Source organism: Nocardia sp. NPDC058705, from assembly GCF_042749305.1.
Taxonomy (GTDB): Bacteria; Actinomycetota; Actinomycetes; order Mycobacteriales; family Mycobacteriaceae; genus Nocardia.
Genome location: NZ_JBHYRN010000006.1, coordinates 109,524 through 127,540 on the forward strand (window position 1 = coordinate 109,524; position 18,017 = coordinate 127,540).

At 70.7% G+C, this 18,017-nt stretch carries 1 protein-coding gene (only partly in view); it reads right to left on the reverse strand.

Annotation, left to right across the window (positions count from 1 at the left end; translation table 11 throughout):
- Positions 1-18,009 carry the 5' portion of a hypothetical protein gene (locus ACFW6D_RS10935; protein WP_379327014.1) on the reverse strand. Its footprint begins 12,855 nt before the window's first position, so 18,009 of the gene's 30,864 nt are visible here — the first part of the coding sequence; the start codon lies at positions 18,007-18,009; its stop codon lies off the left edge, out of view.
- Positions 18,010-18,017 lie beyond the last annotated feature (8 nt).

Here is an 18,017-nt window from a genome sequence, read left to right on the forward strand (position 1 = left end):
CGATCCGTCGGCCTGGAAGCTGTTCGGGCCCAGCCCTGCGAGCCACGCATGGAACTCCGCTTCCACCACCGGCGCGTGCAACCGGCCGTACACCGTGACCAGCGCCGACAGCACCCCGTCGGCCGTGAGGTGGCGCGCACCACCGGCGAGTACGTGCCCGAATTGGCGCACCGCGGTGTCGACGGCGGCCGACCGCTCCCCCGGACCATCGGCGGTGGTTCGCGCCGACATGGTGATCGTCGCGCCGCGTAGACCCAGTCGCGTCGCACCGTGCCTACCTCCCGGCAGCGCGGCGATTCTGATCCGCCGCAGATTCGCTGACGGGTGCCTGGTCAGCAGGCTGTCGATGGTCCGCGCGAATTCGCGCACCGCGTCCGGGTCGACCGGTCGCACCGCGATCCGCGCGACACGCACATTGTGCAGCGAACGCAGTCGGTCACGAATCTCGTTGCCGTTCAGTCGACTCCACTCGCCCAGATCGCGCCTGGCGCTCGGCCAGTCGAGCTGGCTGGGCCGGACGCGCCGGGTCGACGACAGCGCGAGGTCGGCGATGCGTCGGCCGAGGCCGCGGCGCAGTGGGGCGAGATCGTTCGAGCCGAGCCGCACTCCTGCCTCGTCGGCGGTCATCGCGCGTGGACTGCGCAGCTCGGTGACCCGCACGCCGTCGCTGTCCAGCGACACCACCAGGTACCGGATCTCCGCGCGGTCGGTGAGCGCGGTGTGCAGTTCCGGCGTGAGAACCAGCGACGGATCGGACCGCCCGATCAGCGCGGGCCGGGTCGCCGGAGCGTCCGGGTCGCGCGCGATCCAGCCGAGACCGTCGCCGACCTGGGTGGCACCCAACGCCGCGATGACATCACGCACCGCGGCCGCCTCGGCCCGCACACGCGGCGACAGCTCTTCGAGATCGCCTCCCAACGAACGGAATTCGTTGAGTACGCGGGTGAACTGATCACGCAGCGACGGATCGGCCGCGTGCTGGGCGGCGACATCAGCGGCGAGACGACCGGCGCTGCGCCTATCGGTATCGATGCCGAGTTGCCTTGCGATGGAAACCAACTCGTCGAAGCTGGTGACCTGGCGGCCGAGTTGTCGTAGCTGCTGGTGTATTTCGTCGGTGGTGCCCCGATGTGGCTGGGTGTCGGTGCGCATCCAGCGCGGGTCGGGCGATGCCTCGCCGACGATGCCGGGGCGGCGGGTGAGCGCCCGGTCGGCGGCATCGGCCAACACCATGGCATCGGCCAGCGCGGCCGCGCGTGCGGTGAGCTGGGCGTGCGCCCGGTACAGCGCCAGCTCGGCCAGATCCCGCGGACCGCGCGTCTGCGCTCGTTCGCCGAGCCGGTCGGTGATCGAGGTCAGCATGGCGTCGATCCGTGCGGACAGCACGTCCGGCAGGTCGGCGGGCGGCACCGTGTCGGTGTCGACACCGAGCGAGGCCGCGAGCTCGGCGATATCGGCGGTGAAGACCTCCGACAGCGCCCGCGCCGTGCGCTGTCGGGCAGTCGACCCGTCGGGGTCGGGTGAGAACGCACGGTCGGCGTGCATCGGTGGTTCCCCGGCGACCTGGGACTCACCCGCCGGTTCGGTCTGGCGGACCACGGCCTGGGGCTCGCCCGCCGGTTCGGTCCGGCTGGCCGCGACCTGGGCTTCGCCTGCAGGTTGGGTCCGGCTGGCCGCGACCAACAACGTGTGCAGCGCGGCAGCCGGCTGCGACGCCTTGTCGCGATTCAGCACGACATCGGCGAACGCTTCGGCCAATGCCTCGCGCAGATTGAGCACGCCGTCGCTGAAGCTGTACCCGCTCAGCGCGCTCAGCCACTGGGCGAACTCCTCGGCGTGCACCGTCGCATCGCGACCGAACGCGGCGATCAGCGCCTTGTAGGCGTCGGCCTCGGTGATTTCCGTCGACGCGGTGAAATCCAGGACGTGCCCGAACTCGTGCACCACCGTCGTGTAGGCGAACGAGTGCTCCGACGACTCGACCAGGTAGCCGGTGGGCGTGTCGGTCGACTGCGTCCCCGCACGAACGTGCGACTGCGACAACATGATCCGGCAGGCAAGACCCGCCGCCATCCTGGCGCTCTGCGCGGCGGTGGGCGCCGTGCCCGTCGTCCGCCCGCTGAGTCCGGTGGGCAGGTCGGCGACAGCGAGACCGAAGAGGTTCGCCCAGGGATGGGCGCGCATCATGTCGTCGATCGCGCGGGCGGAGTCGCGGACGTAATCCGGGTCGAGGCCGGTGAAGTCGATATCGCTGGTGTCGATACCCCACCGCTGCGCGAGCAGGCGCGTGATCTCGGCGGGGCCGAGGTTCGACCATTCGCCGAGATCCCGGGTCGACGGCGGCCACTGTGCGGTGGTCGGGGGCGGGCTGGTCGGCGGAATCTGTTGCGGGACACCGTCGGACCGGTCGGCGGTGCGGGTGCCATCGGCGGAAGGTGGCGTCAAGCCCACCACGTCGACCCGCCCGGACGGTCCGACCGTCACCATCGCGACGTCGATCCGGTAGCCGTTCTCGGCCAGGCGGCGCAAGGTGGCGCGGGAAACGTAGCGGTCGACATCGGGCGACGGAGTGAGCACGAGCGCGCGACCTTCGCCGGGAATCAGTCCGATATACGGGCCGAGACCGTCGCGGTTGGCACCCGCGCTGGTGAATACGTCGTCGATCGCGTGATTCGCCGCGCGCCGCAGGTGCGGGACCTCGGCCATACCCGCCGAGCGGTACGCACCGAGCATCTGGATCAGCTGCTGATACGCGGCCGTCCAGTTCGCCGCCCGGCCCAGCGCCTCGCGCCACCGTGTTTCGCCCTCGGGCCCGAGCGGGTTCATCGTCTGCCGCTGCTCGGCCTCGACGACGGTGCGGACCTCGGCGACCATGGCCTCGGGATCGTCGACGCGCGGACGTGGAAGCTTCGCCGTCTTGAAGAACCGCTTCACCGCGGCGGCGATCTCCTTGGCCAGCTTCTGACGTTCGGCGCGGGCCGCGCGCGCCTGCTCGAGTTCGGCCGCTATCGCCTGCCTTCCCTCGGCGCTCGGGTGGTGCCGGGTGGTGCCGACTTGCGGCCACGGGTCAGCGGTCGGGAGCGGCCCCGGACGCGGTGATTCACCTGTGGCAGTGGGTGATTCGCCTGTCGCCGTGGTGCCGTTGGTCGCGGACACGCTGTCGCCCGGCGAGCCGGGTACGGAGGTGCCGGGTGGGACGACCACTCCGGTGATCACGTGAGGCCCGGAGCCCGGAGTTGGCGGGGTGCTCGATGTCGGCTCGGTCACCGCAGGGGGCGGCTGTGTGCCGATGTCACTGCGCCCTTGTCGATCCGGGGCATTCGGCTGACCGGGGTTCGGCTGCTGCACCGGGTCCGACTGCTGAGCCGGGTCGAGCTGTTGAGCCGGGGCCGGTTGCTGGGCCGGGTCGGGCTGCCCGGCCGGGTCCGAACGCTGAGCCGGGTCCGACTGCTGGGCCGGGTCGGGCTGCCCGGCCGGGTCAGGCTGCGCGGCCGGGTCAGGCTGCGCGGCCGGGTCCTGGTACTGGGCCGCGTTCGACTGCTGGACCGGGTTCGATTGTCGGGTAGGGGCCGACGGTGTGGCCGGAGTCTGGACGGCCGGGGGGCGTAGGGCGGTGAGGGTGATTGCCAGTTGGGTGGGGTCGGTGGGGTCCGGGATGACGTCCACGCGCCAGACGTCGAGGTCGGTGGTGCCGTCGGGGAGGGCGGCGAGGTCGTCGGGTGAGACGATGCGGCCGACGGACGCGGTCGGCGACAGCAGGATCGCGCGGTGCTCGTCGGACACCATCCCGAGCCACGGGCTGAGCGCGTCCATACCGGCGGCAGCGAAGGCATCGGCGGCGGCCGCGGCGATCAGCTGGTCACGGGCGGTGGCGGCGGCCTCCGCTACCCGCGCCACCGCGGCATGGTCGGCGGTCAGCCGGTGCAGCGCTGCCGTCAGTTCAGCCGCGGTCCGCTCGGCCGCGGCTTTGTCGGCACGCTGCGCCACGTCCGCGGTGGGCAGTGCGGCCGCACGAGCATTCGCCGCGTCCACCTGCGCCCGCAGCGCCGCGAGTACCTGGTCGGGATCATCACCACGCAGCCCGAGCGCCACCGCCGACCGCATCATCCGATCGCGCACAGTGGTGAACTCGGCGTCGGCCCGCTGCCACTGCCCGTGCAATTCGCCCAGCTGCTGCCCAACCGCGGCCGTAGACGGCATCAGCATCCGCGGCGCCCCCACCGGCGTCCACGCCACAGCCGCCCGAGGAACGAGCGCCGCTGTCGCAGTGGGACGCCGGTGTCCCCCAACACTTTCCGTAGCCGGTTCGGAAGCCCCGTCCCCGACATTCACCGGGGTGCCAACGCTCGCCATCGCACCCGACCGCCCCACGAGGTTCGAGCCCTGACGAGGCAGCGCACCCGACCCCGCACCGCTCGATGAACCCGCGCCCGCGCTGGGCACCACCGGCGACGTCGGACCTTCACCGGACGGCAAGGAAACGGGTGGCGTGCGGCCTTCACCTGACGGTGGGGCACCAGGCGAAGAGGCGGGTTCGGCTGGGCCGCTACCGGTCTCGGGCGGATCGATGGTGCCGGGTCCGGGCGTCCCGGGTGACGTGCGGCTTTCACTCGACGGTGGGGCACCAGGCGGCACGCTGGGTTCAGCTGGGGCGCCGCCGGACTCGGGCGGATCAACGGCACCTGACCCGGGTGTACCGGGTGGCGTGCGGGGTTCGCCCGACGGTGGTGCACCAGGTGGGGCGGTGGGTTCGGCTGGGGCGCCGCCGGTTTCGGGGGGATCGATGGTTCCGGGTGTTGCAGGCGGCGTACCGGTTTCGCCCGGTGGGGCGCTGCCCGGTGGGGTTCGGGGTGGCGCGGGGGTGGCGCCGGGGGGTGGGGGGTCGATGATCTGCCAGGTTGCGTGGCCGTCTGGGCCGATGGTCATGCGCAGTTCGCGGACCAAGGCGCCGGGGCGGCGGAGGTGGGTCATCACCTCGGGGAGATCGGCGGCGATGGCGCGGGCGAGGACTTGGCCTGCTTGACCGTCGGACCAGCCGATCACCAGCATCATCGGCGGTTCGCCGTCGACGAGACCGATCCGGTCGGTCAGGATCGTGTCACCCGTCGAGAGCAGCGCGTGTTCCTCGCTGCGCTCCAACAGGTTTCGGGCCAGCTCGTCGGCCCGCTGCTGTGCGTCGGCGGCGGCGACCGCGTCCCCGGCGTCGAGCGCGGTATCGCGGGCGTCGACCGCCGCGGAGTACTCCGTCACCAGTCGGTCGATGACCGCCCGGCGCAGGGCGGCCCCGTCCGGTGGGGCCTGCGGTGCCGGGTTCGGTGTCGGCCCGGACAGCGCTTCGACCTCGGCGACCGCCCGCACATAGTGGTCAGCCAGCACCTCGAGCTCGCGGACCCGTTGCGCGTCGGCGGGTGAGCGCAGCACCGCGGCCAGATCGGCGACGGTGTCGAGCACCCGATCCGGCGACAGCGCGCCCGGATCGACCCACTGGTGCAACTCGGCGACCAGACGATGCACGGCGGCACCGACCCGGTCGCGCCGGGCAACCGCGTCGGCCAGGGTCTGCGCGCTCGCGAAGTAACCGGCGTCCTCGGCGCGCGCCAGCTCACCGAACCGCTGCGACCTGGCCGCCGCCGCCTCGGCACCACGCATCGCCTCCCCGGCCGCGCGCTCGGCCTCGGCCACCAGCATGTCGCGCACGGCCGATGCCGCTTCGGACGCGCGGCGGCCGTTGAGCTCGGCATCGAGGAAGGCCTCGGCAAGCGCGGCGACCGGGTCGATCCGCCCGCGCCCGTCGAACGCGGCCGCACCGAGTTGCTGCTGCCACAGGTCGAATGCCACCCAGTCGATCGGCGACTGTTTCCGCCCGAAGGCCTCGACCAGCGCGTTCATGATGTGATCGCGCGCGAATCGGCCCGACGCGCGGTCGAGCACCTGCGCGAACTCACGCACCACCGACGCGTAGACGGTGCTGGCATCGACGGCCACCCTGGCGCCGTCGGCGGAGTCGTAGCGCGAGAGCCCGTGCGGCTCGGCACCTGCGGTGAGCGCGTGATAGTTCAGTTCGAGGATCGAGGCCTGGTTGGCCCAGGCGCGTGGGAGCAGGCTGCGCAGCACATTCGTGCGCGCCCTGGCCACCGTGCCGTCGGACAGCGGTTCGACCGAGATCCGCCGCAGGTTCGCGTACGGGTGTCTGCTGAGCAGGTCGTCGATCGCCCTGGCCGCTTCGCGCACCGAGTCCGGGTCGAGCCCGGCGGCGTCGAACCGGCTCACCGTCACACCGTGGCGTTCGGCGAGCAGCGCCATGATCTGCTGCGCGTCCAGGTTCGACCATTCGCCGAGGTCGCGGGTCGACGGCGGCCACGACGCCGTATTCGACTGTGCCGGGACGTTGTTCGCGTGCTCAGGGTCGGTGTTCGAGCCCACAACTGCGGGGGACTGCGGGAGCCCGGTGATCGCATCGGCGACCCGTCGGATCAGGCTCTTCCGTTGTGCACCTTCGGGTTCGGTGCGCTCATCGGGTCGCGACCCACCCAGGTCGAAGGAACGCAGCTCGCGTACCCGGATGCCATCGGCGTCGACCACCACCTGCCGGTAGGTGACCTCCGCGCCCGCGGCCCGCAGCGCCCGCCGCAGCTCCGGATCGACGGCGTGGTCCGGATTCCCGTGCAGGCCGACCATGATCGCCTGCGGCGGTGCGCCGTTCACCGCGGGCACCCAGACCAGCCCGTCCACGATCCGGCTGCCACCGAGCGCGGCGATGACATCGCGCACCGCGGCGGTCTCGGCTCGCGAACGCGGCGACACATCGGTGGCATCGCCTCCGAGCGTGCGGAATTCGTCGACCAACTGCTGGAATTGATCGCGGTGCGCGTCGCTGTCGATCACATGCCGGGCCAGCCGCCCGAGCTCGTCGACGCTGCGGCCGATCGGGTCGATCCCGAGTTGCCTGACGAAACCGGCCAGCCGGTCGATCACCCCGACCCTGCGGACGTGGTTGTGCAGCGTGCCGTCCGCCCCGGTCGGCGTGTGGTGCTGCTCCGGCGTGCGCACCCAGTTGGTATCGGATTCCGGTGGGCGCGAACCGGATTCGATCTCGCCTGTGGCCGGTTGCCGTCCTCTGAGCCGCTCCGACAGTTCGATGATCCACCGCCGGCGGCGCTCCGGTGGCGACGCGGTCGGCTCGGGCCGGGTGGCGTCATCGCGCAGGCGTTGCTCGGCACGCACGGTCGCCTCGTGCAGCGCCGCCGTTCGGGACAGCTCGTCGGACAGACCGGCCATCCGATCCCGTTCGGCCCGAACAGTATCGGTGTCATCGGCGGCGAGTTGTGCGTCGAGCTGGGCGATTTCGGTGTCGAGACGATCGGTGACCGTGGCGACCAGGACGGCGGGTTCTATCGTGGCCGCGTTGAGCCCCAGCTCGGCGGCGATCGCCGCGAGGCCGGTCGTGAGTTGCCCGCGCTGGGTACCGAGCAGCGCGATCCGTTCCGCGGGAGAACGCTGCGGCCCACCGACGTCCAGCAGTGGTGCGGGCGGCCGTGGCCCGTCCTCGCGACGGGAGTTGTAGAGCTCGCCGGCGTCTGCGAGTTCACGCAACAGGTCGAGATCGGCGAGGATCTCCGCGCGAATGGTGCGGTGTACCTGCGCCAGTTCGGCCGCGTCCAGCGCTTCGTGCTCGTCGATCTTGCCGTCGCGGAAGGTGTTGTAGACCTCCGCCAGCTGCTGCGGCGACACACCCTGCACGTTCACCCCGAGCATGCGCGCCCAGTCCAGGTCCGGATCGACCACGCGCGTGCCGTCACCGAGCCGGACCGGGTAGTCACGTTCGGGCAGCGAGCGAAGGAACGCGCCGAGATCGTCACCGAGGACAGCACGCAGGAACGCGGGCCCGTTCGGATCGTGGATCGGCATCTCGGTGTCGACCAGGCGCGGATCACCCTCGAAGACCACTTCCGGGTTCCAGTAGGCGTCGAGCTGGTGCATCTGCCGGGAGAAATCGGCCAGTGCTTCCAGGCGCAGCGCCCGCATTCTGAGCTCGTGGGTGCGCGCGGCGATCGTGTCATCGATGCGGTCCGGTGACAGCGCCGTCGGATCCGCGGTGAGGTCGATGCCGAGCCGCTCGGCGAGGGCGTTGCGATCGGTGAGCAATTCCGGCAACGCCCGGGTGTCGGGTGCCGTTGCGGTGTCGATCAGATCCGCGGTGGTAGCCGGGGGAACCAGAATGCGCCAGGTGCCGTCGGGGTCGCGCACGGCGGTGACATCGACGCGGCGCCCGTCGAGCTCGGTGGTGAGGTGGGCGACATCGGGTCGCTCGACCACACCGAGGGTCACCGCGTCGTCGTCGGCGCCGGTGGGCACGAGGAATTCGACCACCACCGAGCCGTCACCCAGCCGCGCACCGAGATCGCCGAGATGAATCAGCTGCTGGGCCAAGGTTTCCCGGTGCTGCATGCCCGCGTCGATGACGAACAGTCGCCCGGGATCACCGGACACGAAACCGATCTGCGGGGTCACCATCACCGCGTCCGGCCCGAGCGCGGCGACGTAGGCGGCGCCCGCCTGCTCGCCGATCGCCTGCAGCGCCGACTGCAACCGCTCCCCCGCGGCGCGGTAGTCACCGACGAGATTCGCGAACAGCTCCACCAGTTCGGCGCGCCGGGAAGTGCCCGCGCGCAGCTCGGCCAGCCCGGCGGCCAACCCGTCGGCACCGTTGAAGGCCAGTCGGTCGGCACCGAGCATCTGTGTCCAGATCGCGCGCTCGGCTCTGATCTCCTCCCGGCGGATCGCGTTCAGCAGCCACTTTCGGCTGCCGGTATCGCGGCCGGGTTCGCCTTCGTCGTCGAAGGAGTCGGGATCACTCAGCGGATCGGCGCCGTTGTTCGGCGGGAGGGCGTCCTGGATGTTGTTGATGCCGTTGGCGCGCAGGATGTCTCGCAGCAGCCGGCCGAGCGGATTGCCGTCCTTGGCCGAGAGCCACTTGTCCCGGACCCGTGGCACCCCGAGGTCGCGGGAGAAGGCGAGGAACGCGTCCTCGTCGAGATACCGCTGCGCCGCCGCGACCAGACCGTCGATGATGCCCGCCTCGCGCAGGGCGAGGTATTGGGCCTGACTCAGCGCCCGGTCTGCGGCATCCGGGTCGCGCCCGCCGACCTCGACGTCCAATTCGTCGGCCAGCCGTTGGATCATCGCCCCGAGACGCTCGAAATCGCCGTGTGCTCTGCGTAATTCGTGTACCCGGTGACCATCCCAGTGCTGCGGTGGCACCTCGGGAATCGGTTCGACGTCGAGTTTCGGCGGCGCCGATTCGGCTTCGGTCTTGCCCTCGGTCAGTTCGGCGGCGCGACGCCGAGCTCGCTGCTCGTCTTCGGCGGCCCACTTGTCGACCAGATGTGGTGGCAGCTCACCGCGCTGACGCTCGAGGTCGGGATCGGCCTCGATGCTCCAGTACGGATACTCCGCACCGTCGCTGTCCAGTGGCGCTTCGAAGTTGTCCTTGCGATTGCGCCACCGCGGACCGAGCACGAAATCGGCGATCGCCGAGCGCTTCTTCCAGATCTCGGCGGTTTCCTTGGCCACCCGAATGGGATTGAAGTCCGGGCCGTCCATCACCAGGATTCGCGACCAGTACCCGACCATCTGCACCCACGCGCTGTCGAGCTGCGAACCGGACGGGTACTTCAAACCTGTGACGTGATGGTGCGCGGCGTGCTTGAACTCGGTCCACCACCGGCGCCAGCGACTCGGTTCCGGGGTGCGCGGTGTCGGCTCCGGTGGAAAGCCGAGGCGCTCAGCGGGTTCCATCCGCCAGCGGCCCGTGCCGTCGACTACGAGATCGACCGGTGTCCGCCGACCGCCGACCTCGATGTTGTACCGGCGCCGGTGCGGCTGCTCGGGGTTGTCGTGGTGTCCGGCGACGACCTGGGCCGCATCGGCGAGGTCGGCCACGGCGGCAGTGCGGATCAGCAGGTCCTCGCGCAGGGCGGTGACGACATCGGCCACCGACCCGTCCAGCGTCGCGGGATCGACATCGAGCACACGCGCCCACTGATCCCGCGCGCCCCGGGCGATCAACCGGTCGACGGGCTCGGTCCGGCTGTCGTGCCAGGCAGCGGCGGCGCGCAACGCCTCGATCGCGCCCGCGCGCAACGTCAGTTCGAAGCGCAGCCTGGCGATCGTGGCGGGCAGGTTCGTCGGCGTCACCGCCTGCGCCCGCAACCCGAATTGCGCGACGAGCCTGGTCAGTGTCGCGGCGATCGGTTCGAGGACCGGTGTGTCGTGTCCCCAGATGACCGCGGTGTCGTCGTCGGGATCGATGCGTGGCGTCGGGAACGGCTGGTCATCGAGGTTGGCAAGGCCGAGCCTGCGCAGTTCGGCGTCGATCCTGGCGACCTCAGCCGGGTCCGGGTCGGTGTGCCAGGCGCGCCGCAGTAGGCGGCGCAGGCCGGTCGCGGCGTCGTCGGGGTCGGGGCCGAGCAACTGCTGGGAGCGGCTGATCTCGGCGAGCGCCTGGAGTCCGGCCAGTGGGTCGCGGGCCGAGCCGACCGCGCTGGTGAGGCCGAGATCCGCGAGCAGCTGCCCGGCGAAATCCCGGTCGTGCTCGCCCAATCGGGGCGCGTCTTCCGCCTCGGGGACATTGCCGAGGAAGCGGCGCACCGCGTGCATCAGCTCGCCGTCGGGCACACCGAGCGGCGGGCGACCCGACATCGGAATCGGCGGGGCCACCGGGGGGAGGTCGCCGTCGCCGGTCGGGCTCACGGTCCCCGATGGGTCCACCGTCCCGGTCGGGCTCACCGTCCCCGGCGGATTCATAGTCCCCGCCGGATTCACCGTCCCCGCCGGATTCACCGTCCCCGCCGGATTCACCGTCCCCGCCGGATTCACCGTCCCCGCCGGATTCACCATCCCGGTCCGGTTCACCGTCCCGGTCGGCGTCGATGGTCCTTCCGGGGGCAACAGCGGGGTCAGCAGGACCCGCAGGCTGGTGGGATCGGCCGGGTTCGGCTCGACTCTGACCTGCCAGAACTCGGCACGCACACCGTGCGCGGCGAGATCCACGCGTTCGCTGCGCCCGACCAGGTGACTCGGGTCGGCCCACGGCGACACCACCAGCATGCGGTTGCCGCCCTCGGTGAAACCGCGCCACCGGAACAGATCACGCGCCTGCGCCCGCGCCATCACATCCGCGTGGGCCAGTGCCAGCGCCTGGAACCGCATCCGTTCGACCGCGGCGACCGCGGTCCGGTAGGCGGCGTGAGTGCGCTGCACTTCGGCGAGTCGAGCCTGCAGCGCCCGCAGTTGCTGCTGCGCCTCCTGCTGGGCTCGCAGAGCGCCCGCGTTCCCGATCGGCAACGGCGCTCGCACCTGCGCGTGCAGGTCACCGACCACAGCGTTGGCCGCCCGCATTGCCGCCTCGGGGTCGGTACCGGTGACCCGTGCACCGAGGGCCGTCGCCTGCGCGAGAACCTGCGCGGCCAACCGCTGCGCCTCGCCCGCAGACCGATTCAGCTGCGCGCCATACTGATTCAGCAGCGGCGCGGTCGAATCGGATACCGCATGGATGACTGTCGGACCACCCGCCACCCACCCCGGCGCAGGCACGTGCGGCGGCTGCACGGGAGGCGGCGGATACGACGAACCTTCCGGCTGCACCGACGGATTCGCGGGTGGCGGCGGAGAGGTCTGCGGTGGCTGATCCGACGAACCCTGCGACTGCACCGATGCCGGCGGCGAAGCAGGCAGTGGCTGATCCGACGAACCCTGCGGCTGCATCGATGCCGGCGGATAGGTGGGCGGTGGCGGGTAGGCCGGCCGCTCGGGTACCACTCGTCGAGGCGTCGCTTCGCCCTGCTGGGCCGCTTGCCCGTATGGAGTCGTCGAGTCCGGCGGGGGTCCTTGCGATGGTTCGGCAGTCGGCTGCCCGGAACCGAACGGCGAAGCCGGCTGCCTCGCAGCGTTGGATTGCGTTGTTTCCGGCGAGAATTCACCCCGTTGCCAAGCGATCCGGGGGTCGGTGGGGTGGCTCGGTTCGCGACGCGGGCCCTGCGAGCCGTCGCGGGCATCAGCGGTGCGCAGGTCAGCGACCTCGGCATCCGCCCCACGCGCGGTGTTCGATCCGTCCGCGGCCTTCGATCCGTGCTCGGAGTCATCGGGGTCGGAATCGTCGGGGTCTGAGTCGTCGGGATGTGGGGTCGGGGACGGCGGTTCACCGGGTGGGCGACCGGCGCCGCCCTGTCCTACCGATGTGGGTTGCCTGTCGGCAGGACCGGGCTCGCCCGACGAACGGTTAGCGTCGGCGTCCGCGCCGACGCTGTTCCGGCGCCCGTCAGCCGGTGTGGAGCGATCGGCCGCACTGCCCGCCTCGGCCAGGCCGTCGACGTGCGGGCGACTCGCCACTGACCCATCATTTTCATTGGACGACAACGGTTCTCGTGCCGCAGGCACAGTATCGGGCCTTGCCCCCGGCGCATCGGGATCACCGGGTGGGCCGGATCGCGAGGGGGTCGGCGGGTCGGCGACCATCGGTGGCGATACGCCCGCGAAATCGGACGGGTGCGCGGAACTGCCGTCGGTCACGCTCTCGGCGAGATCGAGCATTCCGCCCACCGGGAGCCCGTGCGTGATGCCCCAGGCCCGCCCGTACATCTCGCCGTAGGCGTTCGGATCGTCGGTCGCGTGCAGCAGATGGTTCGCCAGCGCCGTGGCACCCGCGCGGAATCCGGCCTCGTGCGCCGCCTCGGGCGTGGCACCGCCCAGCTCGGCTGCGCGACGGCCCCGGCGGTAACCATCGTGGTAGATCTCGGCAAGCGGGTCCGGCGGCACGTCGTGACCGAGCACCCGCAGCGCATCGGCCAGCTCCACCTCCGTCGCGTGGGCGCGTGCCTCCTCGAGCACCATCCGTCGGACGTAATCGTCGGCGGGCAGCTCGATTCGCTGCCGCGACGGGATGGGCGCGGTCGGCGCCGCGTCGGCGTGCACCGACGCATGGGCCAGCGCCAGCGCGAGTTCGACATCGGCACGCGTGAGGTCCAGTACCAGCTTCGGCGGTCTGCCCGGCTCGAATCGGGGCTCGGCTCCGCTCTCGTGTGCATATCGCACGTCGGCGAGCCGGTCCTGAATACGTTGCCCCACCGAGCTCAGGTCGAGCAGCCCCTCGACCGCGCTGATCCGCTGTCGCACCGCACTGTCGAACCGATCACCGGCCGGACCGGGTTCGACTGCGGCGGGCGGCAATTCGGTGCTCGTATCACCGCGTTCGGCCTCGACGGCCGGTATCTCGACCACCCGGACGGTGCCCCCGCCCTCCACCCGCACGCGCAGGTAACGGATCTCCACATCCGGGTCGTCGAGCGCGGCACGCAGTTCGTCGTCCGTTTCGGCTGCCAGATTTCGCGGCAGGTCGAAGTCACCGCGCAGATCGCGAACGAACACCACCGGCGGTTCGGTGCCGGCGAGCGCGACGTGCCCGGTCACCATCCGGCTCTCGAAACCACCCTGCTGGTATCGCATTTCGTCGATCGCGTCGTACGCGGCCAGCGCCACCACATCGTCTTTGGCGCGGCCGAGCGCGAATTCGGCCACCGCTCGCGCCTCCAGCAGATCAGCGATGCGGCGCAACGCGAGATCGGTACGCGCCCCCTCGACCCTTCGCCTGCCCAGTTCATCTGTCAGGGGTTCGCGCATCAGCACGGGTGGCGCGACCCCGACCTCGCCGGCGAGCGCCGCCAGGTCCGCCTCGCTGCGGGCCAGCATGCCGTCGATGGCATGGGTCAGCTGGTCCAGATTGTTGCCCCACTTGGCAATTCCGGCCTGCGCGGTCAGCTCGCGCAGTTCCCCTTCGATCTCACTCAGTTGCCTGCTGAGGTGCCGACGAGCGGCCACCAGTTCCGCGAGCCGACCGGCCAGCTCCGCGTGAACCGCGTGGGTACCCGACGTCTGCGAGCCGGTCGCGAAGACCGCGTCCCAAGCGTCCCCGTAGAAGTCGACATACCGGAACTGGCCGCCGAACTCGCGCGTTCGCACATCGTCGAGGACCGCTCTGAAGCCTGCCTCGCGCGCCGCGGCTTCGGCTTGGCGCAACACGTCGGGATCGTTCGGCGCACCGGACGCTGCGAGCACGGCATCGAAACGCTCGCGGTATGCGGCGAAATAGGCCCCCTCCGGACCGTCCAATTCCCCGATGGGATAGCCGTGCTCGTCGACCAGCTCACGCAGGAACTCCGACTGCCGCGCGAAACAGTTCGCCTCTTCGGTGACCATCGCGTCGATGTAGCCCTCGCGCCCCAGCTCGGCCATCCGCGCGAGATCGCCGTGCCGCGATCGGCCCGTCAATGACTGCTCGGCGTGGGTCAGCTCATGGACGAGAGTCACCGCCTGCTGCAGTTGCGGAACGGACTCGCCGACCACATTGGCTTCCAGATCGTGGCGGCTCCACCAGCCCTGCGTGCCAGCCGGTGCGTCGGCGGCAGGCCGGTACTGCGGTCGAACACCGTGCTCGTCGGAGCGCCGGAGCAGATCACGGCCCACCCGGGTTTCCTCTAGCAGCGAGCGCACCTGGTTCGGGTACGGCTCGAGCGAGGTACCGACACGTTCGGAATCGGCATCGGCATCATCGAGCAGCTCCCCCGCGACCGGGGTCGGCACCGGTTCACCCGCGGCGTTATAGACCACCGCCCTGATCCTGGCGAGGTCGGCCGGAATCCTGGGCGGGAATCCGGTGCGCCGCGACAGACCCGGATCGGAGACCTCGATATACAGCTTGCCGGTGTCGCCGTCGACCCGCACCACCAGCCGATACGCGTGTGAGCCGACGCCGAACTCGTCGGGCCCGGTCGCGTAGGTGTCCACGACCAGCGCCTGCGCACCCTCACCCAGCGCCAAGAGCTCGTCGGCCAAGCGCTGATGTGGCGGCTCATCGGGGCTCGAGGGCTCCACATCCCGCAGCGGCGCACCAGCTGCCCGCGCCGCATCCGCCAACGTCATCCCCGCGGGCCCGATCCTGAACCGCGGCACGGTGATCCAGCGACTTCCCGTCGCTCTGGCGATCTCCGAAACAGCCAACCGCAAGCATTCGCCCCGATTGAGCGCACGGGGACGATAGGCCTCGGGGTTGCTGTCGGGTGCTCCGGTCGCGGGATCGACGGAGTCACCGGGTGTGATGGGAACGACGGTGCCTGCCAACGGCATCGGCGATGCGGCGCTCTGCGGGGTTACCCGCTGATCGGCCGAATCTTGTTGGCGTGTGCCATCTTCCGCGCTGTTGCCGACTCTGTCGGCGTCGCTGCCACTCGGCGGGGTACCGGTATTGCTCGACAGCGCTTCGGCGTCAGTCGAATTCGTGTCCTGCGCAGGCTGCCGACTCTCGGCGCCGCCGGGCGCGCGGCCGTCGCCGAGGTCACGACCATCCCGATCGGCACCGGTGTCGCGGCGATTCCCAGCGGGTGCGTCGTCACCGTCCGCCGCGCGCTGGTCCGGTTCGGTGTCGTGACTGTCGGCGCGGTCGGCGGTCTCGGCTCGATGGTTCCCGGTGGTGGCGTCATCGTCGGCATTTCTCGACGACGAAGGGTCAGAGGCCGTGCTCGGCTCGTCGGGACGTGCACGATCTCGGGCGTTGTCCGACTGCTGTCCGGGTTCGTCGTGCGCCGCGGGATGCTCCGCGGTCGAGAGCTCGGTGTCCTGCACACCCATCTCGCGCCGGCCCGCGTCGGCGACGACACCGGTACTCGCGGTGGCGATCCCGACCTCGTCACCGCCCCGAACAACGGTGGCACCAGCGACGACACCGGCGGCGTCCGCCCCAGCGACTCCGGCCCTCGACTCGCCGATCGACTGAAATGGCGATGCGCCATCAGTGATTCCGGCCAGCTGTGCGAAGCTTCCGGTCCCGCCGTCCGAATCGCCTGCACCACTGTCGAATTCAGGTGACTCGGTAGGTGTCCGCCCGTCTTCGTCGGTGGTCGAGGTCGGCAGTTCGGCTTCGTCTTCTTCGTCGATGGCGGGGTCGGCGCGATCGGGATCCGGGTCGTTGCCGGTCCTTCGAGTAGCGGACTCGGCGTCGTTCTGGTTCCGCCGCGTATTCGCCGCCGACGTCCCGCTGGCCGCACCCCGACCAGCGCCTACCGCCGAGGCCGCACCCGCGACCACACCGGCGGCGCCACCGCCCACCATCGCGCCGAGAGCCGCGTCTCCGCCGTCATGATCGTCGGCCTCCGCTTCGGGGCGGTTACCCGATTCAGCCGTCGCAGGATCGGACGCCGGGTCCGCCGAGGCGGCGGGCTCCGCTGTGGCCGCCGCGTTCGGGTCGGCGATGGCGCGGACGTCATCGTCGCCACTGCGATCCCGCCCGGCGTCCTCGTCGACAACGGGAGCCGAATCAGCCTTGGCACCAGCATCATTCGACGCTGTGGGATCGCCCTCGCCGACCTGTCCCGGACTACCCGGCTCCGGCGACGCTGTGACGCCGGCCTGTTCGCCGATAGATCCGGCCTCGCCGGGGGCGGGGCTCCCACTCGGTCCGGCCGCGAGCCCCGGCGCATCCGACGGTGCGACACCCGGACTGTTCGCACCCTCGGCGATCCCGGCTCGCGCTGGTTCCTGTTGCCCTGCACCAGGATTCGACGGATTGTTGACTGCGTTCGGATCACCCGCCTGCGGGGCGTTCGCCGGTTCGTCCGGCGACGGTGCGCCGGGCGGCGGCTCACCGGGCACGCGCGCCGAATTCTCCCCTTCCGGCTGCGCACCGGGATCGTTCACTCGCGCTTCATCATCGCCCGGAGTGGTAGGCGGTTCGCCTTCGGGCCGGTTGCCTGGCGTGTTGTTCTCGTCATCCGGTGTCGATGGCGTGCGACTCGGGTCGTTGGTCGGTGAATTGGGCGAGTTCGGGGAGTTGGGCGAACTCGGCGAGTTCGGGGAGTTGGGCGAGTTCGGCGAGGGGCTCGGGTTCGTCGGCCCAGGCGCGGGCGTCGGGCCGGGAGCACGCCCAGGCGTCGGCGACGGAATCGGCGCCGCCTGCCGCGCATCCTGATCGAGCCCGATCCGATGCCAATTCGCCGGATCCAGCGTGAACCCACGCCGCTGCCAATTCGGACGTGTCTGCGCCATCTGCGACATCCGCCCACGCAAACCACCCGCCCCAGCGCCACTGAGCAGACCACCCACATACATCCGCGGGTCGAGCGGACTGTCCCCGAACAGAGTGCCCGCCATGTAGCCGGCCTGCGCACCCACCAAGCCGGCCGCACCACCCGCGACCAGCCCCGATGTCCCCTGCCCAGCCCAACTCCACCGCTGCACCCGCGGCGCGTACGGATTAGCCCCCGGCCGCGTGAACACCCGCTTGGAAATCATCCCGGCCACCGGACTGGCCGCCGCGGCACCGGCCGCCGAGGTGAACGCGGTGATCCCGACGTCCTTCAGCTTGATGTCATGGCCGAGCGCCGCCTTGACACCCACGTCCTGGCCGACGCCGATGAAGGTATCGAGTGCGACTTCCTTGGCCAGGAAGCTGACGAACCGGTTGGCGCCGGCGCGCGCCATCGCACTCAGCACGCTCGTGACGACCCGTCGCCCGAGGAACGTGATGGCGATCCGGGTGGCGGCGATGGCGACCGCCTCCACCGCGGGCGCGAACGGACCCGCGGTGAACGCCCAGATCAGCTCGATGAACAGCAGTGCCAGCGAGGAGATCATCATCAGCTGGCCGTATTCGATCGCCTCGGCCGACTCGTTGGCCGACTTGCTGATCGCCTCGAACTGCTCGGCCAGCTTCTCCAAAGACATGTCGCCGGAACGCATCTCGTCGAAACGAGCCAACATCTCCTTGATGCCGTCGCCGTCCGGATAGGCATCCTGGGAGGCCCGCTTAGCGACGACGATGTCGTCGAGGATCGCCCGCAACCCGTCGGCGGCGACCTGCCAGTCGTCACCGACGCCGAACATCCCCTCGGGATCGCCCTCGGGATACTCCGAACCCGCTACCCAGCTGAGGAACTGCAGATAGCCAGGAATCTCAGCCATGGATCACC